Here is a 22,402-nt window from a genome sequence, read left to right as displayed (position 1 = left end):
CTAGCTTGGAGTGAGATGAAGGCTGTTCGTCGTTGTTTTTTAGCTGTGCTTCTCTGCCTTAGCGCATCCCTGTGCTTCGCTCAGTCGAGCGCGAAAAGTAAGGTGGAGTGCTCTACTTTGCAGAGCAAAATTCTTTCGCGCGAAGTGCCCTATTGCGTGATGCTTCCGCCCAGCTATGCTCGAGATGCGGCGCGACGCTATCCGGTGACTTACTACCTGCATGGCCTTGGCGACAATGAACAGTCACTGGTGAACCTAGGCGGATGGTCGATCTACGACCAACTCATGCGGGAGCGGAAGATCGGTGAATTCGTCGTGGTCGCGCCTGCCGGGTTTTCGTCGTTCTACATCAACTCACGCGACGGCAAATTCCGCTACGAAGATTTCTTCATGCAGGAGTTTCTGCCAGCGATGGAGAAGAAGTACAGAATCGGCACCACGCGCGCGCAACGCGGAATCATGGGTGTCTCCATGGGTGGATTCGGAGCTCTGCATTATGCATTCAAGTATCCGGACAAGTTCACTGCCGTGAGTGCAAATATGCCTGCGCTTATCGAACGCCTGCCGCATCAGCCACTTCAAGAACCGCAGCAGCGCCTGATGAACGCTCTGTTCGGCAATCCTCCCGACCCGTCGTTCTACGAAAAGAACTCGGCTTTCTACTTGGAAAAGACTGCGCCGAGTGCGTCGCTTAGGCGACTAACCATCTATTTCGATTGCGGGGATAATGACCGATATGGTTTCAACGTGGGCACGCAGGAGTTGAACAAGCTGCTTACCGCGCGCGGGATTCCGCACGAAGCGCATATCTATCCCGGCGGCCACGACTGGCCATACGTGCTTGAGCACTTCGGAGCATCTCTCCAAGCGCAATCTAAAGGGCTTCGTGCAAACTAGAAGTGGGCCAATGCAGCATGGAATCAAGCTTCGCGACGACGACCATGTATTTGTTCTAACCGGAGCGGGTGTCAGTGCCGAAAGTGGACTGGCGACCTTCCGCGGCTCGGATGGCCTCTGGGAAGGTGAGCGCGTCGAAGATGTCGCCTCACCTCACGGCTGGGAGCGAGACCCGGAGCGCGTCTGGCGCTTCTATTCGCTGCGTCGCAAGGTTGCGGCCAATGTTGAGCCAAATTCCGCGCACAAGGCGCTTGCCGCTCTCGAACGCAGAGTCGGCGATCGTTTCTTTCTCTGCACTCAGAATGTTGACAATCTTCACGAGCGTGCTGGTTCCCGCAATCTTGTGCACATGCACGGTGAGCTTTTCGCGAGCTGTTGCGACAGTTGCACGCGAGAGCCATACCAGGACACCACGCTCTTCGAGAGCAAGGCCGATCACAAATTCTGCGATTGCGGAGGACGCATTCGTCCAAACATCGTGTGGTTCGGCGAAGTGCCATTTCACATGGAGCGGATTTTCGAACAGTTGAATCGTTGCACGGTGATGCTCGTCGTGGGCACGTCGGGCGTTGTGCAGCCTGCGGCAAGCTTCGTGCACTGGGCAAATGATCGCCTCACCAGCGGAGGCGAGCTTGTTCGGACGTATTACGTTGGGCCTGAAAATCCGGCGAATGCGGGTGCGTTTACGAAAGTGTTTGAAGGCCGAGCTGGCGAGGTGTTGCCGAATCTATTCACTGTTGAGTGATTGACTCGCAACTCGCATTGCTGTTTTTGCGTCGTTTTCGCATCTGGAACAATCCAAAGTAGATGTAGACTGCCAACGCAGAGCAGTCTCCGTCTTGAAATGCAAGATAATCACGAAGAAACCCGGTCCGTACTTTTAAACCCCCCAGCCAATTCTGTTTCGTGCTGTGCCATGAGGCGAGCGCTGACACGTCATTGCGCCGCCATTCTAGAAAGGGAAGCTCGTGTCTAAAACCGTTGCTCACGTAATTGTGGAATCGCTCGCCGCCGCCGGTGTCGAGCGGGTTTATGGAGTTGCCGGTGATTCACTGAATGGAATCACGGATTCGATACGCAAGCGCAAGGATATGAGTTGGGTTCCTGTGCGCCATGAGGAAGTCGCAGCATTTGCCGCTGGTGCCGAGGCTCACCTCAGCAACAAGCTGGCCGTTTGTGCAGGCAGCTGCGGGCCGGGGAACCTGCACCTCATCAACGGGCTGTTCGATTGCCATCGCAGCCGGGTCCCGGTTCTGGCTATCGCCGCTCAGATTCCATCCGGTGAAATCGGCAGCAACTATTTCCAGGAAACGCATCCGGAATCGCTGTTCAAGGAGTGCAGCCATTACTGCGAGCTGGTGTCCTCACCGACGCAGATTCCTCGCGTTGTCGAGATTGCTATGCAGACCGCAATTTCCAAGCGCGGAGTGGCGGTGATTGTGTTGCCCGGAGACATCGCACTGCAGAATGCGGTGCACGAGCAGTTGCGCATTACTTCGTTTCGGCAGGAAAGCCCATCAATTCGTCCTGGTGATGCTCTGCTGCAAGAACTCGCCGCAACGTTGAATGCGTCGCGGAGTGTGACGATATTCGGAGGCGCAGGTTGTGCAGGAGCGCACGACGAACTTGTGGCCTTGGCAGGGAAGCTCAAAGCTCCAATTGTGCACGCCATGCGCGGCAAGGAATACATCGAGTACGACAATCCCTTCGACGTGGGGATGACCGGCCTGCTCGGCTTCTCCAGCGGGTATTTCGCGATGAAGGAGTGCGACACCCTGCTGATGTTGGGAACCGATTTTCCCTACCAGCAGTTCTATCCCGAGCGCGCGAAGATCATCCAGATCGATTCGCGCCCCGAGCAGATAGGCCGTCGTACTCGCGTAGATCTCGGCATTGTTGGCAACATCAAGGAGACGATCGAGGCTCTTTTGCCGCTGCTGAAGGAGAATACCGACGGACACCACCTGGAACGCTCGCTCCGCAGTTACGCCGAAGCGCGAAAGGGATTGGATGATCTGGCGACGGGAACTCCCGGCAGCAAGCTCATTCATCCTCAATATCTCGCAAAGGAACTGAACGCTGCGGCGGCAGAGGACGCGATATTCACCGTTGACGTGGGCACGCCTGTGATCTGGGCTGCGCGTTATCTGAAGATGAATGGCAAGCGGCGACTACTTGGATCGTTCACGCATGGTTCGATGGCCAATGCTCTGCCGCAGGCAATTGGTGCGGCAATCTCGAATCCGGGCCGTCAGGTGATAACTCTCTCCGGCGATGGCGGGTTTGCCATGCTGATGGGCGATCTCCTCACGCTGAAACAGTTGAATCTTCCCATCAAGGTCGTGATCTTCGACAATAGTTCGCTCGGGTTCGTCGAAATGGAGATGAAAGCGAGCGGCTTCCTTGATCACGGCGTGTCTCTCAACAATCCTGATTTTGCCAAGGTCGCTGAGGGCGCGGGCATTCTTGGAATACGCTGCGAGTCTCCGGAAGAGATACGTCCGGCGTTCGAACGGGCGTTCGCGCATGATGGCCCGGCGCTGCTCGACGTGCGCGTGAATCGTCAGGAACTCGCCATGCCTCCATCGCTCAAGCTGAATCAGGTTGTGGATTTCAACTTATACATGGTCCGCGCGATCCTGAACGGTCGTGGAGATGAAGTGATCGACCTTGCGCGCACCAACCTGTTTCGCTGAGATTTTGAAGGGGCGGCCGCACGGTTGCCCTTTCTTTTTCGCATGCACTGCAGATTGTGGTTGACCTTGAGGTGCGCGGCGAACGACAATCAGCTTTCCTGCCAATATTGGCGGGCTCCCTCAAATGCTGATTTATTTATGTGGTGCTATTGAATACTCCCCCGATCATGGCAAAGCATGGCGGGCCGAGGTCACGCGTTTTCTTCACGAGATTGGGCATGAAGTTTACGATCCCGCTCTAGATGAGAAAAAAGACCTGACCGATCAGGAAGTCCTGGAATTTCGCGGCTGGAAGCAAACCGACCTCCCCCGCTTTCAGCAAACCATCCGAAAGATCATTCAATACGATCTCGACTGGGTTGAAGAACGTTGCGATGCGCTGGTCGCCTATTGGGACGAGCACGCGAGCAAGGGCGCAGGTACACAGGGCGAGCTCACGGCAGCTTATCGTCGCGGTGTGCCTGTTTATCTCGTCACCAAAGTGCCCCATGCACAGGTGAGCGGTTGGATTCTCGGCTGCGCTTCGCACGTTTTCTCGAGTTTTGAAGAACTGTATGAATTCTTGATTCATAAGCGCTCGCGCGAGCTGGCATTCGCCTGATTGCGTGAGAGAATGCTTGCGAGACTCCCCCGGGCAGGTCACTGCTTTTCGCCGAGCAATAGAAATTACAATTGAGGTGAAGACATGACGCAGTCGGAACTCGACCCGAAGACAGTGGCCGGTGCGCGACGCCGGCTCGGTTTTGTCGCGCTGCTGTGGTGGATTGCGGCCATAGCCGGAGGCATCGGCATTTTGCAAGGTCTTTCGGCAGGTTGGGTGCGGATGCTGTTTGTCGGTATCTCGTGGGTGCTGGCAATATTTTTTAGTTACGCATGGTGGCAGGTGCGTAAGGGATTGGCTAAATGAATTTCACCAAGGGAACCATCGGCTGGATCGAAGTAGTTTGCGGTCCTATGTTCAGCGGCAAGAGCGAAGAACTGATCAGGCGACTGCGCCGTGCGGAGATTGCGCGCCAGCGTGTACAGATATTCAAGCCTGGTGTGGACAAGCGCTACTCGGAGGACCAGATTGTCAGCCACAGCGATTTCAAGATCTCCAGCCAGTGCGTGCGCGATGCCAAGGAGATGGAGTCGGTTCTGGATTGGCGCAGCGAAGTAATCGGCATCGACGAGGCACAGTTCCTCGGTGAGGGCATTGTCGATCTTTCTCTGCGACTGGCCGATATGGGGAAACGCGTAATCATCGCCGGACTCGATACGGACTATCTTGGCCGCCCATTCCACCCCATGCCTGAGCTGTTGGCCGTTGCCGATGAGATTCAGAAGACCCTTGCCATCTGCATGCAGTGCGGCAATCCGGCCAAGCACACGCAGCGTTTGGTCGAGAGCGACGAACTGGTAGTTGTGGGCGCTGCCGGGATGTACGAAGCGCGCTGCCGCCGCTGTTTTGAGCCGAACATCGCGAATCTCGTCAAGCAGCGCGAGTCAGCTACGGCCGCCATGGGACGTGGCGCAGTTAAGTAGTTTCCCGCAGCAACGAGTATTCAAGCCCGCCAAAAGTGCGGGCTTTTGTTTGCCCGCAGCAAAATTCCTTGTCTTTGAAATTTCAGTTCGCAGTGCTAGAGTTCGAAGGCGAGCTCCTATGCGAAAACTACTTCTTTGCTTATCGATTGTTGCGACGGCCACACTCGTGCCGACGCTGGCCCCGGGATGGGGCGATGTGGGACACACCACCATTAATCGTGCCGCAGCCGAAAAGGTTACGGCTGAGATGCCTCAGTTCCTGAAGGCGGCCTCCAACCACATCGCTTGGGATGGGCCCGAGCCCGATCGCTGGCGCTCAAATCTCGAAAAGCCGCTCAATGACGCGCAGGCTCCCGATCACTTCATCGACTTGGAATATGTGGACTGGATGAAGCAGCTTCCGCCCGACCGCTATCGTTTCGTGCAGGCCGTGTATGAGTACCGTGCTCAGCATCCTGGAACAGATGTGCCGCAGCCGGAAAAGATCGGATTCCAGCCTTACATCACAATTGAAATTTTCGATCGCCTCAAGGTTGCGTTCCGCGAGTATCGTCATGCGCAAGCCGCCGGACGCTCTACGGCTGACGCCGAGGCGAATGCGATCTTCTATGCCGCATGGCTTGGTCACTACGTGGGCGACGGATCGAACCCGATGCACACCTCCATTCAGTACAACGGATGGGTTGGCCCCAATCCGAATGGATACACTACTGCTCACGACGTCCACTCGAAGATGGAAACGGGATTCGTAAATGCCAATCCAGAGGTCACGCACGTAATGGACCTGGTTGGCGCGCCCAAGCATCTTGACAATCCATTCGAGGACTACATCGGTTATCTGCGTGAGACGCGGGGCAAAGTCGACCAGGCATACGCGTTGGAGAAGGCTTGCGGTTTCGATGGCAAAGGCACGCCGGAATCGCGCGAGTTTATCCGCCAGCAGTTTGGCCGCGGTGCACAGATGTTGCTGAACATGTGGTACACGGCATGGGTCGATTCCGCCAAAGAGCCAGAACCATGGCATGGCGAAAAGCGAGAGCCCCGTATTTGCAACGCACCCAAAGCGACGGTGAAATAACATGGCTGAGCTGACAAAGCAGCAGATCGATCAATTGCTGGCAAAGGCGCAGGACGCGTCCGAGGGCGCGTATGCGCCGTTCAGCAAATTCAAAGTGGGAGCGGCTATTCTCACCCAGAGTGGTCAGGTTTTCACTGGGTGCAACGTCGAGAACTCCTCATTCGGACTTACTAACTGTGCCGAGCGAACAGCAATATTCTCGGCGGTTGCCGCTGGAGCCCTTAGCCGGGAACGCGACCTCGTCGCCGTTGCTGTCGTGAATAGCGAAGGCGCAATCTGCTCTCCATGCGGCGCTTGCCGTCAGGTTATTTTCGAATTCGGTCCGGAGGCGGTGATCATTTACCGCGCACACAGCGGCGATATGGCGCAAACGCTTGCAAAGGATTTGCTGCCGGAAGGTTTTCGCCTGAGATAAGGGCATTGCTCAATTGAAAAGGCCGCTCAGTCGAGCGGCCTTTTTCATTTAGAACCTGCTTTCAAACTCCGCCAAGCGATGTTCCAAGCGCCATTGTTCGCGAGCCTTTTCGCTGAGGTTCAGGAATTTCCAGCATCCGGCGCTGGGGGTTCCCAGCGGACGTTCGTTGCCGCATTCGCGCACTGGAACGAATTTGTGACCGTCGCTCCACAGGCTTGCTCCGGGCAGGAAGGAATGTTCCAGGCTCGTGCGTACCATCTTCTTTAGCGTAATGTAGTCGAGTCCCTGATCAAGCACGGCGCGTTCAAATTCTCGCGTCATCTCCGAGCGCGAAACACCTTCGTCGTCGGTAGCCAGCGCTACGGGCACTCCCGCCTTCAAATACATTGCGAGCGGATGCTGCCGTCCCCGCACGCCGAGAATGCCGTCATTTGACGTCAGGCAGATTTCAACCATCACGTTGCGCCGAGCCATCATGGCCAGCAGTTCGTGAGGTTCCTCTTCGTACATCACGTCCACGCCGTGTCCGATGCGCTCTGCCTTGCCAACGTCAATCGACTCACGAATGTGTGAACGCAGCCCATCGGGAGGCACCAGTCCCGGGCGAAGCTCACCTGCATGTAACGTAAGGTGCACGTTGGGATAGAAGCCCTTCAGATAGTTCACCATTTGCATGTGCAAACGGAAGTCGTTCATCGGGACGTACCAGTCTTCGGGTTGAACCATGTTCACCGAGACCACTCGAGGATCGCGGGTTGCCAGCTCAAAGCCCATCAGCAGTTGGGCAAACACCGAAGCCGGTTTGGATGCGCGTGCGACGGAGTAGATGTACCGTACGTGCACCGAGCAGCCGCCGTGCGGAATTTCTGCTTGAGTCGCGCAGTGCAACTCCTGTTTTCTCGTCTCCTCCATCGCGTCCAGATTCTTGCGCGCTTCCTCGACTGCACTGGTAAAGTCCGCTGCCATCAGCTTCTGGCGCATCGCGTTGAAGTCAGCGTCGTAACCGAGCTTGTTGCCCAATGAGGCGGCGCGTCCATGGTCGGGAGAAAGCATTAGCTCCACATACTGAACGTTCCCGTCGGCAGCGCGGCGCGTCACCTCGGCGAGTATCTGGCCCAGATGTTGGTCAGTTGCGAGATGGAACTTGTCGAAGCTTGAAAAGAAATGGTCATGCCCGTTCATTCCGGGCTTCATATCGCGCATCGACCAAGCATCGATCAGTTCCTGGTAGAGTTGCGGGTCGGTGAACGCCTGGCGGGCTTCTGCTTGGTTAGGCTGGCAAGGGGAAGGCGTCAACGCGAGAGATACGCGGTCGACACAGAGCTGAGAATCGGCTGCAAATCGAATCAGGCTCTCGGCGTAAACAGCGCCTGTCAGGTGATTGTGAAGGTCGCCGCCCTTTGGCATTTCCTTCAGCATCGCGTAAAGCGCTCCGCTGTTTCCATGCGCGTCATTCAGGGCTTTTTCAGCGCGCATCTCCGGGGTTTCTTCTGTGCGCCCCTCTCCCTGCTCGTGTTGCTTTTCCCTGGCAATCTGTGGAGCTGCGGTCGCTGGACGAGCCGGAGAGTTTTTGAACACCTGGATCTGCGATCCAAAGGCACTCACGGTGATAAGAACTATCAAAAACAATTTGGACAACTGTCCCGCGCTACGCCGGCGCATGGCTTCCTCCAGAGGCAGTTGGCCCCTTGTAGTTGAATGATATCGCGGAATGATATTTCCGGTCGCGCACCGAAGTCACACCCTGTATTGAAATGAAATTGCAAGCTTGCAACTTTTGTTCAGACCTTCTACTATCCCTTTTCCCGTTTCCTACAAAAATAGGCCTTTTTTGGAGCAGATCAACGTGTCCGAACTTAAAGTACTCTTCTCCCGCGATCAGATTTCTGCCCGCGTTTGTGACCTGGGCAAGCAGATTACAAAGGATTTTGCCAGTGAACCGGTGGTTTTGGTCGGAGTGCTGAAGGGCGCGGCCATTTTTCTCAGCGATCTCTCACGCCAGATTGATCTTGATGCTACGTTCGATTTCATTTCTGTCTCGAGCTATGGCAATGAGAAGAAAAATAGCGGCGAAGTGAAATTGCTGAAGGACGTCGACCAGTCGATGGAGGGCAAGAACGTCATTCTCGTTGAAGACATTCTCGACACCGGATTGACCATGACGTACCTGAAGAAAATGATCCTTGCGCACCATCCCAAGCAGTTCAAAATCGCGGCTTTGCTCGACAAGCGGTGCCGCCGCCAACAGCCTATCTATGCCGACTACGTCGGGTTCGAGATTCCCGACGAGTTTGTTGTGGGCTATGGCATGGATTACGCCGAGCGCTATCGTAATCTGGCAGACATTTGCATCGTCCCGTAGGGGCGTCGCAGTCGTACACTATCCGGGGTCAGAATTTACTCGTGTAAGGCCGACGCCCGGTCAAAGCAGGTAATCAGGATGTCGCAGACAATCAGTTTGAATCCCTCCGCTGAAGCCATTCGCCAGGATTGGCGATTGGCGGCAAAACTTATCGATCACACTCTCCTGAAACCGGAAGGCACTCGCGAGCAGGTTGCCAAGCTCTGCCGCGAAGCGGCGGAGTACGGTTTTTATTCCGTCATGGTGAACCCATCGAACATTGCCCAGTGCAAGGCTGAGTTGCATGGAACCTCTGTCGTGGTTGGAACCGTGATCGGCTTCCCGCTGGGAGCAACTACTTCCACCTCCAAGCTGGCCGAGGCCAATGACGCTTTGAAGTTGGGTGCCAGCGAACTCGACATGGTGATCAACGTTGGCGCTCTCAAGAGTGGCGACCGCGACCTGGTTCAGATGGAAATGCAATCCCTTGTGAATGTCTGTCACCGCTCGGGCGCCCTGCTGAAGGTGATTATCGAGACGGCGCTGTTGACCACGGAAGAGAAAATTCTGGTATGCCAGCTCGCCGCGGCTGCAGAAGTTGATTTCGTAAAGACGTCTACCGGATTCTCGACTGCCGGCGCCACAGCCGCCGACGTTTCTCTAATGCGTGGTGTCGTAGGCAACAAAATTGGCGTAAAGGCCGCAGGTGGAATCCGTACGACCGCCGATTTGTTGAGCATGGTTGAGGCTGGAGCTAACCGGATTGGTGCAAGTGCCAGCGTCGCCATTGTCAAGGAACTTGGGGCGCAGTAATATGAGCGCTAAGTAAGACAAGACATGCACTTTTTCTTCGGGCCTTACCCAAGTGGGTATGGCCCGCTTCTTTTTGATTCCCTGCAACCAGAGTTCAAGAATCTGCTTTGCGAGGAATCCCGCCTGCGATAAGCTCAATTTGTCTCATGTAAAACTGTCGGGACGTCCTCACCGTTCGCCCCGGAATGGCCTCACATGCTTTTTGTCGAATTGATTCGCAAAAAGCGCGACGGCAAAGAACTGTCGCGCGAAGAAATCGAATTCATCGTTTCCGGCTACACTCGTGGCGAACTTCCCGACTACCAGGTTTCCGCCTTTCTCATGGCGGCGCTGTTGCGTGGCTTGAGCCGGGCCGAGACTGCGGCACTCACCAATGCCATGCTGCGTTCGGGCAAGGTTCTTGATTTCAGTGACCTTCCCGGAAGCAAGGTCGATAAACACTCCACGGGTGGCGTTGGCGACAAGACTTCACTGATTCTCTCTCCGATCGTCGCTGTCGGTGGCGTAAACGTTCCCATGGTTAGCGGCCGCGGACTCGGCCACACTGGGGGCACGCTCGACAAGCTCGAATCCATTCCCGGATTCAATGTCCATCTGCAGCTTGACGAGTTCCGGCGCATCCTGGCCAAGGTCGGCTGCGCCATGATCGGCCAGACCGAAGAGCTTGCTCCTGCCGACAAGAAGCTCTACGCCTTGCGCGACGTAACAGGCACAGTCGAAAGCCCCAACCTCATCTGCGCTTCCATCATGAGCAAGAAGATGGCCGAGGGGATCGATGCTCTGGTGCTGGATGTGAAGACCGGCTCCGGCGCATTCATGAAAGACCCGAAGGACAGCGAATTCCTTGCCGAACTCATGGTTGAGACCGGCGAGCGCATGGGGAAGAAAGTCGTTGCGCTCATCACCGACATGGATCAGCCGCTGGGCCGCTACGTGGGCAACGCGCTTGAAGTTGTCGAGTGCGTAAATGTGCTGCGTGGCGAGTTCGAAGGCTCGGAAGACCTCGTCGACCTCACGCTGGAGCTTTGCGGATGGATGTTCTGTGTCGCTGGACGCACAGCCGATAAGGACAAAGGCCGGGCGCTCGCCATGGAGATCATTCGCAGCGGGCGGGCCCTTGAGCGCTTCCGCGAGTTGGTTATCGAGCAGGGTGGCGATGTTCGAGCAATGGATGACTTATCGCTACTGCCCCAGGCCGCGCATCGCGAGGAGATTCTCGCTACTGCCAGTGGATTTGTTACGGCCATTGAATGCGAACGCGTCGGTATCGCCGGTGTGATTCTCGGTGGAGGTCGTTTCAAGAAGGAAGATTCGGTCGATCCTGCTGTGGGGCTCGTGCTGCACAAGAAGGTGGGCGATGCGGTTTCTGAAGGCGAACCGCTTTGCACCGTGCATTACAACTCAGCCGAACGCTTTGCCGAGGCGAAGCCAGTCATTGCCGCTGCCTACACCATCACCGGTCGCAAGCCGGAGCCGCGGCCGCTAGTTCAGAAAGTGATTCAGGGCAAGTCTTAACCCGGATTTGAGAGGGATGTAATGGGACGATTGACTGGAGTATTTGGGCTGCTTTTGTTGCTCGCGTTCGCTTGGCTGCTTTCAACCAACCGTAGAGCAATCCGCTGGCGCGTAGTCGCCATCGGTATCGGCTTGCAGGTTGCGTTCGCCGTTTTTGTTACGAAAGTAGTCTGGGGGCAAATCGCCATTGCCAAGGCGGGCGAAGGTGCAAAGCGACTGCTCGCGTGCTCGTTTGCGGGCTCCAAATTCGTGTTTGGGGAGGCGGGCGCTCAGAATTCGAATCTCGGATTCATGTTTGCCTTCCAGGTGCTTCCGGCCATCATCTTCATCGCAGCGTTCTTCTCGATCCTGTACTACTTCGGCATCATGCAGATCATAATCAAGGTGATCGCCGTCGTGATGGAGAAAACCATGGGTGCCAGCGGCGCAGAATCCCTCAACGTCGCGGCCTCCATCGTGATGGGCCAAACCGAAGCGCCGCTCACGATTCGTCCGTTCCTCCCACGCCTTACTCAATCGGAACTCATGGTGGTGATGACCGCCGGAATGGCGCACGTTTCCGGAAGCATCATGGCTGCCTACATCGCGACCGGCGTCGCTCCTGAGCATCTGCTTGCCGCAGTCATTATGACCGCTCCTGGAACTCTGACCGTGGCTAAAATGCTGGTGCCCGAAACCGAGGTTCCGGAGACTGCAGGCGGAGCCGAACTGCCCAAGGAAGAACGGGCCAGCAATGTTCTGGAAGCCGCAGCCAAGGGTACGAGTGACGGTCTCGGACTGGCGCTGAATGTTGCCGCCATGCTCATCTCGTTCCTGGCAATCATCTTCCTGATCAACTCGCTTTTGGGTGGCACGCACAATGTGTTCGCTCATCACGGCATGAACTGGTTTCCGTCGAGTCTTGAGAAGATTTTCGGCGTCCTTTTCGCCCCTATTGCCTTTATCATCGGAGTGCCGTGGCACGATTGCCTGGCAATCGGAAACCTCTTGGGAACGCGCATGGTGCTGAACGAATTGGTTGCGTTCTCGATGCTGGGCCCGCAGAGAGCCGCATTGGATCCGCGTTCGTTTACGATTGCGACGTTTGCCTTGTGCGGTTTTGCAAATTTCAGCTCCATCGGAATTCAGATCGGCGGTCTTGGCGCACTGGCGCCTTCGCGCAGAGCTGATCTGGCTAGGCTTGGTTTCAAGGCGATGCTTGCGGGAACCATGGCTAACCTGATGTCGGCCTGCATTGTGGGAGTTCTTCTATGAGCACGCACTCAGATGTACGGCACTTGGCGCTGGATGAGTACACACGGGCCGAATCGGCGGCCATGGCAATTCGCGTTCATCTGTCCAAGAAGCCGCATCTCGGTGCGCCGGAAATCGCCGTCGTGCTTGGCTCCGGGCTCGGCTCCTTCGGCGACAGCCTGACAGATTCGGTTGTCATTCCCTACGGCGATATTCCCAATTTTCCACGCTCCACTGCAATTGGTCACGCAGGCCGCATGGTGATTGGCAAAATCGGCGGCCTCACCGTGCTAGCCATGCAGGGCCGCGTTCATCAGTACGAGGGTTATAGCAGCCGTGAATCGGCTTTCCCAGTGCGCGTGCTCGGGCGTTTAGGAATCAAGAAGCTCGTTTTGACCAATGCCGCCGGGGGAATTAATTCGGCCTACGGTCAGGGAGCGCTGGTTCTCATCAGCGATCACATCAATTTGCAAGACAGCAATCCGCTGAACGGTCCAAATGAGGAACGTTTTGGGCCACGGTTTCCCGGCATGAGCGAAGGATACTCGCAGAAGTTCCGCGCCATAGCACAGGAGACCGCTCGCGAGCTTGGCATCGATTTGCCCGAAGGTGTCTACGCAGCATTGGCCGGGCCCAGCTACGAAACGCCTGCTGAGATTCGCTATCTGCGCACTATTGGCGCCGACCTGGTTGGCATGTCGACGGTTCCTGAGGTGATTGTGGCGCGGCACATGGGAATCGAAGTGCTTGCCATTTCGTGCGTCACCAACATGGCCGCAGGACTGTCAGACAAAGAAATCAATCACGAAGAAGTGCTCGAAACCGGCGAACGGGTTCGCGGAACATTCATCACATTACTTACTGCGGTTCTCCCAAGGATTGTGGGGGCAAGCAGGTAACAAGAACGGCCCTTCGGGGCCGCTTTATTTTTGCAGGATTGCAGGATCATGAAGCCTTATTTCATCGGAGTTGCAGGACCGTCGTGCGCGGGGAAAAGCTATCTCGCGAAGCATCTGGCGGAAAAGCTGGATGCGGCATTGTTTCATTTGGACTCTTACTATCGCGAGTTAGATCACTTGAGCCTCGTGCAGCGCGCGCACTACAACTTCGACGCCCCTGCCGCGCTCGACTCCGCTCTGCTATTGGAGCAGGCACGCGAGCTACACAGTGGCAAAACGATTCATCGCCCCGTGTACGACTTCACAACCCACACCCGCACGGCAGAAACCGAGGAGCTCAGCCCCAGGCCATTTGTCATTGTCGAGGGACTGTTCGCCCTCTACTGGGAAGAGCTGCGGAAACTCGAAGGAACGAAGGTTTTTGTCGATCTCGGTGAGGAGATCTGCCTGGAGCGTCGCATTGAGCGCGACATCCGCGAACGTGGACGCACCCGCGAAAGCGTGCTGGAGCAATACCATACGACTGTAGCCCCGATGGCGAAGCAGTATGTTTATCCCTCGCGCGAATTCGCCGACATCGTTGTGACTGGTGATGACAACATCGATCACGAGGTCAACGAAGTGCTGTGCCACGTTCGACGCGGTGCAGAGATGCGTTTCGGAGTTTAACGACCTAAACGCTGAACGTCTTTGCAGCAAGGAATGCGCTGAACACGCTACTGCTGCGCCATCTTGGAGAACGTGGTGAAGAAAGTAATCGCCCTGGTTCTGTTCGCCTGTGCTGTTTGTTCAGCGCAGCAACCCGCGCCTGCAACAGAAAAGATTCAGCTTCCCAGCAGCAAGGTGTTGTTCACTGCCGCTCCGGGGTCGCCGCGCCGGACAAACAGTCTGCCCACGGCCGCAGCCGTCTGTCCGGATCAGCGCTACGTTGCGCTTCTCAATACTGGATTCGGCACCGCCCCGTCGCACATGGGGCAGTCCATCACGATTCTCGATCGCAAGACAAACAAGCTCACCGATTTTGCTGACGAGCGCTTGCGGCCCAAGCTGAAGCAAACGTATTTCTTCGGACTTGCGTTCAGTCCCCGTGGCGATGAGCTTTATGCATCGATGGCCTCGATGACAGATTCTGAGGGCCGCAAAGGTGGAGAAACCGGCAGCGGAATTGCCGTGTATTCGTTCCATGATGGTCATCTTGCTCCCAGTCGTTTCCTCAAAATTCCAACGCAGAAGCTGCCGGAAGGCCGCAAGTATCCATCGCGCTCACCACTAGGGAAGGGACGCATGATCCCCTATCCTGCGGGCCTCGCCGTTCTACCCGCGCACGACGCTGTCCCTGAGCGGTTGCTCGTCGCTGGAAATCTTAGTGACCAGGTGTGGCTCATGGACGCGAAGTCCGGTGAGATTCTGAAGACATTCGACGTCAGCGACGCCCGCACCGAATGGATTCCGGCCACGCTCCCATACACTGTCGTCTTCGATGGAATTCAGAAAGCCTGGGTGAGTCTCTGGAACACCGCCTCCATAGCAGAACTCGATCTCCAGCGTGGCACTGTGCATCGCATCGAACTCGACGCGCCTCAAGGTTCTCCGACGTCGTCAGCGCACGCTACGGCAATGCTTTATCAGCCCACGACCCACACGTTATATGTCACTCTCGCCAACGCGGATGAGGTTGTTGCCGTCGACACAATAACGTCCAAGGTTGTTTCGCGAGTCAATGTGCGGTTGCCCAAGCAGCGCGTAGGTGGTGCGTATCCCAATGCGCTTGCTCTGAGCCCCCGAGGCGATCTCTACGTGGCCGAGGCAGGCACAAACTCGGTTGCCGTATTGCCAACCAAGCACCAATCACGCCTCGCGCATCCGAAAGGATTTATTCCGACCGAGTATTATCCCACCGCTCTGGCTTTCGCCGATGACGAACTGATCATCGGCAGTGGCAAAGGGCAGGGAACTGGCCCAAACGGAAACATCCCCGATCCATCAGACCCAAAGAGCAAGAAGCGCTGGGTGTACATCGCCGAACTGACTCACGGCTCCGTTGCGCAGCTCAAGGAGAAGGAGATTTCCGGCAAGCTGTCCGCCTATTCGCAGGCGGTCATGCGGAATAACCTCATCGAGGAGAGTCAGCCTAAGCTCGATTTCCGCAATAGCGGACACACTCAGAACCCTATCCGGCACGTCATTTACATCATCAAGGAGAATCGCACCTACGATCAGATGTTCGGCGATCTCGGAGTCGGGAACGGCGATCCTTCTTTGACGATGTTCGGCGAGGAAATCACTCCGAACCATCACAAACTCGCCCGCCAGTTCGGGGTGCTTGATAATTTCTACGATTCCGGAGAAATCAGCGGAAACGGACACGTCTGGTCCACCGCCGCCATCACCAGCGATTACACAGAGAAGATCTGGCCCATCAACTATCACAACGGCCAGCGCTCATACGATTTCGAAGGTATGGTTGTCGGCGAGTATCCGCTACTGCAGCACATTGCCGATGTCGATGAGCCCTCGACCGGATACTTGTGGGCCAATGCCGCACACTCGCACCTCAGTTACCGGCACTACGGCGAATTCGTAAACACCGAATGGTGCAACGATGCGGTTCCGTCCACTTCTCCCGCATCGACCGGAACGACTGTCGCAAGTTGCGATCGCAAGTCCATCAACAAAGGTGAGCCTCTGCCGCCGTACATGGGAGCTACTCCTGGAGCGCCGAGTCCCTGGCCGTGGGCAATTCCTCTCATGGCGCGCAATGTGCCGACCAAGCCGGAACTCGTCGATCACTTCGATCCGCATTTCGCCGATTTCCGTCTCGAATATCCCGATCAGTATCGCGCTGACGAATTTCTGCGCGAGTTCAAGGATTTCGTCACCGCACGCAATGCTCACGGCCAAGCCCACGAATTGCCGAATCTCGTTGTCCTGCGCCTGCCCAACGATCACACTTTCGGCGCACGCGCTGGGATGCCCACCCCGCAAGCTTCGCTCAAGGACAACGATCTTGCGCTAGGCCGCGTGGTGGAAGCTGTTTCTCACTCACCGTATTGGGATGACACTGCCATCCTTGTGCTCGAAGATGACGGGCAGAACGGGCCCGACCATGTCGATGCGCATCGCTCCATTGCGCTCGTGATCAGCAAGTACGCGCCGCGCGGCCCAAAGACGATCGTGGAGCATGACTTCTACACAACCGTAAGCATGATTCGCACCATTGAAGATCTGCTTGGTATGCCGCCGATGAGCCACAACGACGCGCAGGCTGCGCCCATTGCTGGCCTGTTCACCGGGGCCGGTGATCAACCCGCTTTCGACGCTGATCATCGCCATGAGAATGATGGCAGTTTGTACGATACAAATCCGCCTGACACAAAAGACGCCAAGCAGAGTGCCATGCTCGACTTCAGCACAGAAGACAAGGCCGACGCCACGAAGTTGAATGCGATCCTATGGCGCGCAACCATGGGCAAAAAGCGCATGCCCAAGGCGAAACATAATGTCTTTCCCGCGTCCAAGGATGCCGATGACGATTAGTTCGTCGCTCAGCGTTCAACCCACATGGGCGCGCGACCATGGCATCGATTGCAATTGTTCAGCGGCGTAGCGACTCTCGCATGACATGCGCCGCAGCGTCTGCCATCGAGGTTGGAAAACATGGAGAAGCTCACTTCCGTCCTCTTTGCGGTGGGAAAGATTTCAGGATGGCAGAGCTCGCAGCCATTCCATTTCGAATGCTGCTCATGCGAGAAGTTGATCGGATGCACCCAGCTCAGCGAGGAATTGATCGAAAAGTCCTCCCTGGTCTGAATTGGCTGCTTCTTCGCCGACACTCCTTCCACGTAGTCTATGGGTTTGATCATCCCGGAGTGCTCTGCCGCGACCCAATCCACGCCGTAAATGCCCTTGGGCAACTTTGCCGTGAACGCGTTGTAGTTGTATTTCCGAACCTTACTGGTTTTCGCCGAATGGCATCGAGCGCAGCCATCTTGCGCGCTCGTCGCTCCCTCAGCACACGAGGAGAAAACGGTCACGCCATCGATTGTTTTCCTGCCATCATGGCAGGCGCCGCAATGGAACCCTTCATGATTGCTTTTCGCCGTAATGCCCGATGCGTTTGCCTTCATCGCAAATCCGATATCCACGTGACAAACGCGGCAGGTGAACTTCGCGCGATGTAGCCAATGATCAAACACCACTGGGCCCGGATCGGACGCCGAGGAACCGCGTAGAATCACTCTGCCGTAGTCTGAGGGAGCCGGCGGAGCTCCCGGCAGGTAGATCTGTGCGGTGGCTCTGGATGTGAATAGCAAAAGCACACAGACGAGAACAACCAGCCAGATCGCATCATTTCTTTTCGTTCTTCTTGGACTCGAGTACGTAGGCATATAGGCCTCGGCACATTCGCAGTCGTCCCATGAAGACTTTCTTCCTCGTTGCATCGAGCTTCTCGATCTTTGGGGCAAGAACATCACACTTGCGAACCAAAACCGCGAGTTCCTCGATGGAAAACGTCATGGCATCATCTGTTTTCGAGCAAACGTCCTCGAAATCCTTCTGCCACTCCTCTTGGGCCTGCTCCTGCTTTGCAACGGAGGAACGGGGCGAGTCGGACGCGCGAATGTTGCACGTGCCGACGAGCCCAAACACTAACAGCGCAACTGCGACACTCTTGGCATTCAGCATATTGCCTCCGGCTAAACCGGCTTCGAGTGGCAGCGCTGACAATCAGTTAATGGAAATGCGACCGTCACATGGCAAGCTCCGCAGGATTTCCCTTCGGAGATGTCCATCATCGTGTACTTCCTCGCACCCTTCTTCACGCCCATGAATATTTCGGGGTGGCAGAGCTCGCATCCATTCCATACCGTGTGTTTTTTGTGCGAGAAGATGATGTTCGGCATGCCCTCTACAGTTGGACTCAGCGCGAAGTCCTTTTGCGCGCTCAGCGATTTGCGATTGACGGAGAACCCTTCGAGCACGGCTTGTGGATGAATCAATCCAAGCTCTTCGGATTTCTCCCAATCGATCCCGTTTCCAAAACGTTCCTTTGGTAGAGGCCCGCTAAAGGCGAAGAAGTCGTAGTCGCTCGCAACCTTCTTCCCGTATGAATGGCAGCGTTCGCACCGCTTGCGATCATCGGCAGCTGTCAGGCGCGTGCATGCCTGGAAAACGGTCTTGCCTGCGACAACCGTCTTGCCGTTGTGGCAAGCGCCGCAGTAGAACCCGCGTGCATTGTCTTGCGCGTTAATTCCAGTGGCTCCGGCCCTCATGCCAAATCCAACATCCACGTGGCACACACGGCAGGTGTACCTCGAGCGGTGAATCCAGTGTTCGAAGACCACCGGGGCCATATTGGATTTTTCGGAGTAGTTGTTGATGACGACACGGCCATACTCGTAGGGCAATGGTCGGGCCCGCTTGGTTCCAGTTTGCGATAGGGTTGGACAGCAGGAGAATAACAGGATAATCACCAGCGAGATGAGCGTCTTCCTGTTCATCGAGAACCTCCTCCCGATTGAACTGCGCTACGTTCTGATCTCCTGGCGCTTGTGTCCGTGTTCCTCGTTCTAAGGCGCTGCTGCCAGGAGCGGATCCCAGCTACGCATGACACCAATGCGCTCAGCATTAACTGCTCATATCTGTCGCATCGCAGTGACTCCGGTCACCTTACCTCGTGATGCTGGCGACCGGGTCACTGCCAATTATCAGAAGTGGTAGCGCACGCCTAGTTGCAGTTCGCGTTCGCGATAGACCGTATTGGCCGCAGCCGTGGGCGTGCCAAAGCCCGAGTAGTACTCCAGCGAGTTGTTGTACACGCTGTAAAAGCTGTCGCTTCGGTCGGTCACAATCTGATGATTGAGCAGGTTAAATGCTTCGGCCAGAAACTCCAACCTTTGCCGCTCCACCAGACGGAAGGAGCGCGATATCCGCAAATCGACGTTGTACAGATTGCCGTAGCGGAACGTGTTGCGTCCGATGAATGGCAAGCGCGTGTTTCCTCCCGCTCCCATGAATCCAAGGCAGCCTTCACACGTCGTGATCGGAGCCTGACCGCTGACGTAATCGCTAAAAGGCCTGCCCGTGGCGATGTGTACGATCGGTGCGATCATCCAATTGTCCAACGCAGCCCGCGCCCAGCGATGTGCCTCTGATTCGCGTTGTTGAAACACTCTCGGATTCCAGTGCATGCTCCCCGTAAAACGATGGCGAACGTCGTAGTTGGACGTTCCGTAATCGGGTTTGGATATATAGTGTGGCGTGCCATCGTAGAGGTATGTGAATGGAATTGGGCTGAGTGTGTTGTTATACGTCGCGAAGGTGGTCGAGTTCTGGTTGAAGTCCAGCGCGTGCGACCACGTGTAGTTCATCCTGAAACTCAATCCCGAACCCATCGTGCGGTTCAATTGCAGCACCAGTGCGTTGTACGAAGAGTTCACGTTCGAGCGGATCTCCGTGATCGTCTCGAAGTTCGGGTTCAGCCTTCCGGTGAATACCGGAACCGTCAGTGTGTGTCCGTTGTATGGCCCGGCGGCTCCGGTGAAGTAGTCAGGAGCAAACGTGTAAGTCACATTCTTGCGGCTGTTCGGATCAAGATTGGTATCGATGAAGTTCGGGAGCTCACGTCCGAGGCTCAGCAGGTATGAGGCAGAGAGCACTGTGTGATGGGCAATCTGCCGCTCCAGAATCAAGTCCGCCTGATGTATCTGCGGATTCTGCATCCTCCGCGAGAACACCACAACGTCTCCGCCCTCGCTAGCCGCATATGGATCCGCCGAGAACACTGCGGGGAAAATCGGCCCAACCAACGAACAGTAGCTCGTCACGTCGTAGCAATAGCTGTAGCTGCGCTGCGCGCGCTGCGTGCCCGTGTCCGTAATCGCCGACGAGATGGTCGAGTTGCTGATGCGCCCGTAGTACATGCCATATCCGCCCCGCAGAGCGGTCTTACCATCTCCGGTCAAATCCCACGCAAATCCAAGTCGAGGACCAAAATTGTTGCTGTCCGATGGAAATGAAGTGCTGGCCGGTAATGCGGCATTGGGAATCTGGGGATCGGGCAGTGCCTGATACTCGTAGCGCAATCCAAAATTCAGAACCAGTCGCCGCAGCACGTGCCACTGATCTTGCAGGAAGAAAGCGCCGTCGAAGGTGTGAAATGTGAACGCCGGACTGCCGAACCCTTGCTTGTAGCTGCTGTATCCGCGATAGTTGGTCCCCGTATTGTGCTGCCACTGGTACAGGTCGGCCATGAAGTAGTTGCGGTATTCGTAGTTGTAGCTTCCGTTCGCTGCGTACAGGTTGTTCATTTCATCCTGAACGCCGCTCGCATCAAAGCCCGCTTTGAGCACGTGCTTGCCATGTACCCAAGTCAGAGTTTCCGCAAGCTGCTTGCGATATTCATCGGGCAGCGCACGCCGGGGCATCGACGCGGGAGTTCCAAATGTGAAGCCTGTCGAATCTGACAAAACGGAAACAGAGGGTGCGAAGCCGTTCGACCCAATAGGTTCACTCGACGCTGGATGTTGCGGCGCCTGAAATTCGAAATCGTGTCCCCAAGAGAACCTCAACTCGCTGGTCGCGTGACTGCCGAGCACCGATGACAGACGTGCGTTCAGCATGTCGACCTTTACGCCATCGTTTCCAAAGCTCGCTCTCCCGATCTTAACTACCGGTTGGCTTTGCACGCCCGCAGGGGAGTTCCATCGCATGCGGTTGAAGCTAAGCGCAAGCGAATGATGCTGCGTCAGGTGGTAGTCGATCTTGCCAAACAGGATCTGGTGGTCCGCTCTGCGCGGGATGGTTCCAAGCAGTCCTGCCAGGTAGTTGATGCCGTCGCGAAACGCATCAATTGCAGCCGTATCCGTGCTGCCCAGGGGCATCACTTTCTTCAACAACGTATTGATTTCATCGCTGCTGCACACTCGCACCCTCGCCTGATCGCTGGCACTCAGCTTGCCGAAGTGTGTCTGTGTTACACATGCAGCTGCAAACAGGCTGTCTGGGTGAGCAGCGGCAGCGACCGCCGGATAATCGCGGCGTTGCGCATCGGCAGTGAGGAAGAAGAACAGCTTGTGCTTCACAATGGGCCCGCCCACCGATGCACCAAACTGTTGACGCCGATCCAGAGGCTTAATCTTCTCGGTAGTCCAGTTGCCGCTTGCATCTTGAACTGGAACCACCGTAAAGGCGTTCGTCGCACCTAGCGAATTGTCACGAATGTAGTAGAACGCCTGTCCATGCACATGATTCCCGCCGCTGCGGGTGACGGAGTTCACCACCGCACCTGCCGCCCGGCCATATTCGGCAGAGAAATTAGACGTGTTGACCTGGAACTCGCGTATCGATGCTTGGCTTATTACATAACTGATGCGTGTGCGTCCGCGCTCTTCGCTGAAGAAGGCTTGGTTATTATCACCGCCGTCGACCGTGCTGTTGTTCATCAGGCCGTTGATTCCGCGGAAGCTGATCAGCCCGAAGTTTCCATCAAGGTTTGCTCCCGGCGTCAGCAGCGCAAAGTTAGACCATCGGCGTCCATTGATTGGCAGGTTGTCGATCTCGCGCTCATTCACGTTCGAGGCGAAATCCTGCTGCACCGTGTTCACGGCTGGAGCATCGGCTCGCACGTCCACCGACTCCTTCGCCGCCGCAAGCGCAAAGCTAATCTCGACTTCCGTAACACGTCCAACCTCGACCACCACGCGCACCAACCGACATTCAGCAAAGCCCTCAAGCTTCGCTTCGAGTTTGTACTCACCGGGAGGCAACTCTCCCACTCGAAACGTGCCGAGGTTGCTGGTCTGAGTCTGCCAGCTTGCGCCCGTGTCCAAGTTTTGCAGCGAGATATGTGCACCTGGTACAGCGGCCCGATGAGGATCGCGGGCAGTGCCTGAAATGGCTCCGGAAAGTGAACTCTGTGAAAAAGCAGGACAGCAAAACAACATCAGACAGCAGAGGACTGATAAGCGAATGCCGAATCTAAACACGACA

General features: G+C 56.2%; 20 protein-coding genes. 15 read left to right on the top strand and 5 right to left on the bottom strand.

Going from position 1 to position 22,402, the window contains the following annotated elements:
- The first annotated feature begins 117 nt into the window (after nt 1-117).
- From AC6IZD_RS14320 to AC6IZD_RS14285, 8 genes are all read left to right on the top strand, one after another.
- Nucleotides 118-897, top strand: coding sequence for an alpha/beta hydrolase (locus tag AC6IZD_RS14320; protein WP_497783994.1), 780 nt, complete (start codon nt 118-120; stop codon nt 895-897).
- 10 nt (nt 898-907) lie between these two features.
- Complete coding sequence (locus AC6IZD_RS14315; RefSeq protein ID WP_497783993.1) at nt 908-1,642, top strand: SIR2 family NAD-dependent protein deacylase; 735 nt, start codon at nt 908-910, stop codon at nt 1,640-1,642.
- A gap of 223 nt (nt 1,643-1,865) precedes the next feature.
- Nucleotides 1,866-3,593, top strand: coding sequence for a ubiquinone-dependent pyruvate dehydrogenase (poxB, locus tag AC6IZD_RS14310; protein WP_497783992.1), 1,728 nt, complete (start codon nt 1,866-1,868; stop codon nt 3,591-3,593).
- A 124-nt stretch (nt 3,594-3,717) separates the two neighbouring features.
- The gene (locus AC6IZD_RS14305) at nt 3,718-4,194 is read left to right on the top strand and encodes a nucleoside 2-deoxyribosyltransferase (protein WP_497783991.1); all 477 of its coding nucleotides are present in this window, start codon (nt 3,718-3,720) and stop codon (nt 4,192-4,194) included.
- Between the two features lie 84 nt (nt 4,195-4,278).
- The gene (locus tag AC6IZD_RS14300) at nt 4,279-4,500 is read left to right on the top strand and encodes a hypothetical protein (protein ID WP_497783990.1); all 222 of its coding nucleotides are present in this window, start codon (nt 4,279-4,281) and stop codon (nt 4,498-4,500) included.
- Entirely contained in the window at nt 4,497-5,117 is a 621-nt protein-coding gene (locus AC6IZD_RS14295) for a thymidine kinase (RefSeq protein WP_497783989.1), read from the top strand. The genes AC6IZD_RS14300 and AC6IZD_RS14295 overlap by 4 nt, the downstream gene beginning before the upstream one ends.
- A gap of 118 nt (nt 5,118-5,235) precedes the next feature.
- Nucleotides 5,236-6,195, top strand: coding sequence for a phospholipase C/P1 nuclease family protein (locus AC6IZD_RS14290; protein WP_497783988.1), 960 nt, complete (start codon nt 5,236-5,238; stop codon nt 6,193-6,195).
- 1 nt (nt 6,196) lies between these two features.
- A complete protein-coding gene (locus AC6IZD_RS14285) occupies nt 6,197-6,610 on the top strand; it encodes a cytidine deaminase (protein WP_497783987.1) in 414 nt (137 codons plus the stop codon).
- 48 nt (nt 6,611-6,658) lie between these two features.
- On the opposite strand, the gene AC6IZD_RS14280 is transcribed toward AC6IZD_RS14285, so the two are convergent.
- Nucleotides 6,659-8,272 (bottom strand): adenosine deaminase family protein, encoded by a 1,614-nt coding sequence (locus AC6IZD_RS14280; protein ID WP_497783986.1) that lies wholly within the window; start codon nt 8,270-8,272, stop codon nt 6,659-6,661.
- 184 nt (nt 8,273-8,456) lie between these two features.
- On the opposite strand from AC6IZD_RS14280, the gene hpt reads away from it, so the two are divergent.
- The 7 genes from hpt to AC6IZD_RS14245 all read left to right on the top strand — a co-directional run bounded on the left by hpt (nt 8,457) and on the right by AC6IZD_RS14245 (nt 16,948).
- On the top strand, nt 8,457-8,972 hold the full coding sequence (hpt, locus tag AC6IZD_RS14275) for a hypoxanthine phosphoribosyltransferase (protein ID WP_497783985.1): 516 nt from the start codon (nt 8,457-8,459) through the stop codon (nt 8,970-8,972).
- 78 nt (nt 8,973-9,050) lie between these two features.
- A complete protein-coding gene (deoC, locus tag AC6IZD_RS14270; RefSeq protein WP_497783984.1) occupies nt 9,051-9,764 on the top strand; it encodes a deoxyribose-phosphate aldolase in 714 nt (237 codons plus the stop codon).
- Between the two features lie 195 nt (nt 9,765-9,959).
- Nucleotides 9,960-11,279: a thymidine phosphorylase gene (locus tag AC6IZD_RS14265; RefSeq protein ID WP_497783983.1), complete on the top strand. Its 1,320-nt coding sequence runs from the start codon at nt 9,960-9,962 to the stop codon at nt 11,277-11,279.
- A 21-nt stretch (nt 11,280-11,300) separates the two neighbouring features.
- Nucleotides 11,301-12,533: a NupC/NupG family nucleoside CNT transporter gene (locus tag AC6IZD_RS14260; protein ID WP_497783982.1), complete on the top strand. Its 1,233-nt coding sequence runs from the start codon at nt 11,301-11,303 to the stop codon at nt 12,531-12,533.
- Nucleotides 12,530-13,411, top strand: a complete 882-nt coding sequence (locus AC6IZD_RS14255) for a purine-nucleoside phosphorylase (RefSeq protein ID WP_497783981.1) — start codon at nt 12,530-12,532, stop codon at nt 13,409-13,411. Before AC6IZD_RS14260 ends, AC6IZD_RS14255 begins: the two co-directional genes overlap by 4 nt.
- Nucleotides 13,412-13,459: 48 nt before the next feature.
- Nucleotides 13,460-14,080, top strand: a complete 621-nt coding sequence (gene udk / locus AC6IZD_RS14250; protein ID WP_497783980.1) for a uridine kinase — start codon at nt 13,460-13,462, stop codon at nt 14,078-14,080.
- Between the two features lie 75 nt (nt 14,081-14,155).
- On the top strand, nt 14,156-16,948 hold the full coding sequence (locus AC6IZD_RS14245) for a bifunctional YncE family protein/alkaline phosphatase family protein (RefSeq protein ID WP_497783979.1): 2,793 nt from the start codon (nt 14,156-14,158) through the stop codon (nt 16,946-16,948).
- An 8-nt stretch (nt 16,949-16,956) separates the two neighbouring features.
- On the opposite strand, the gene AC6IZD_RS14240 is transcribed toward AC6IZD_RS14245, so the two are convergent.
- From AC6IZD_RS14240 to AC6IZD_RS14225, 4 genes are all read right to left on the bottom strand, one after another.
- Nucleotides 16,957-17,649, bottom strand: a complete 693-nt coding sequence (locus AC6IZD_RS14240; protein WP_497783978.1) for a c(7)-type cytochrome triheme domain-containing protein — start codon at nt 17,647-17,649, stop codon at nt 16,957-16,959.
- A gap of 109 nt (nt 17,650-17,758) precedes the next feature.
- Complete coding sequence (locus AC6IZD_RS14235) at nt 17,759-18,097, bottom strand: hypothetical protein (RefSeq protein WP_497783977.1); 339 nt, start codon at nt 18,095-18,097, stop codon at nt 17,759-17,761.
- Between the two features lie 11 nt (nt 18,098-18,108).
- Entirely contained in the window at nt 18,109-18,912 is an 804-nt protein-coding gene (locus AC6IZD_RS14230) for a c(7)-type cytochrome triheme domain-containing protein (RefSeq protein WP_497783976.1), read from the bottom strand.
- A 207-nt stretch (nt 18,913-19,119) separates the two neighbouring features.
- Nucleotides 19,120-22,356, bottom strand: a complete 3,237-nt coding sequence (locus AC6IZD_RS14225) for a TonB-dependent receptor (RefSeq protein ID WP_497787589.1) — start codon at nt 22,354-22,356, stop codon at nt 19,120-19,122.
- Nucleotides 22,357-22,402 lie beyond the last annotated feature (46 nt).

The organism is Koromonas humicola (genome assembly GCF_059726255.1).
Note: the sequence above shows the minus strand (reverse complement) of the source record. Positions and strands in the feature narration are given on the sequence as shown.

Bases quoted from the DNA above. Each gene is read 5' to 3' on its own strand.
- AC6IZD_RS14315 (WP_497783993.1), top strand. From the start codon at position 908: ATGCAGCATGGAATCAAGCTTCGCGACGACGACCATGTATTTGTTCTA.
- AC6IZD_RS14305 (WP_497783991.1), top strand. From the start codon at position 3,718: ATGCTGATTTATTTATGTGGTGCTATTGAATACTCCCCCGATCATGGC.
- AC6IZD_RS14300 (WP_497783990.1), top strand. From the start codon at position 4,279: ATGACGCAGTCGGAACTCGACCCGAAGACAGTGGCCGGTGCGCGACGC.
- AC6IZD_RS14295 (WP_497783989.1), top strand. From the start codon at position 4,497: ATGAATTTCACCAAGGGAACCATCGGCTGGATCGAAGTAGTTTGCGGT.
- AC6IZD_RS14290 (WP_497783988.1), top strand. From the start codon at position 5,236: ATGCGAAAACTACTTCTTTGCTTATCGATTGTTGCGACGGCCACACTC.
- AC6IZD_RS14285 (WP_497783987.1), top strand. From the start codon at position 6,197: ATGGCTGAGCTGACAAAGCAGCAGATCGATCAATTGCTGGCAAAGGCG.
- AC6IZD_RS14280 (WP_497783986.1), bottom strand. From the start codon at position 8,272: ATGCGCCGGCGTAGCGCGGGACAGTTGTCCAAATTGTTTTTGATAGTT.
- deoC (WP_497783984.1), top strand. From the start codon at position 9,051: ATGTCGCAGACAATCAGTTTGAATCCCTCCGCTGAAGCCATTCGCCAG.
- AC6IZD_RS14265 (WP_497783983.1), top strand. From the start codon at position 9,960: ATGCTTTTTGTCGAATTGATTCGCAAAAAGCGCGACGGCAAAGAACTG.
- AC6IZD_RS14260 (WP_497783982.1), top strand. From the start codon at position 11,301: ATGGGACGATTGACTGGAGTATTTGGGCTGCTTTTGTTGCTCGCGTTC.
- AC6IZD_RS14255 (WP_497783981.1), top strand. From the start codon at position 12,530: ATGAGCACGCACTCAGATGTACGGCACTTGGCGCTGGATGAGTACACA.
- udk (WP_497783980.1), top strand. From the start codon at position 13,460: ATGAAGCCTTATTTCATCGGAGTTGCAGGACCGTCGTGCGCGGGGAAA.
- AC6IZD_RS14235 (WP_497783977.1), bottom strand. From the start codon at position 18,097: ATGCTGAATGCCAAGAGTGTCGCAGTTGCGCTGTTAGTGTTTGGGCTC.
- AC6IZD_RS14230 (WP_497783976.1), bottom strand. From the start codon at position 18,912: ATGAACAGGAAGACGCTCATCTCGCTGGTGATTATCCTGTTATTCTCC.
- AC6IZD_RS14225 (WP_497787589.1), bottom strand. From the start codon at position 22,356: ATGTTGTTTTGCTGTCCTGCTTTTTCACAGAGTTCACTTTCCGGAGCC.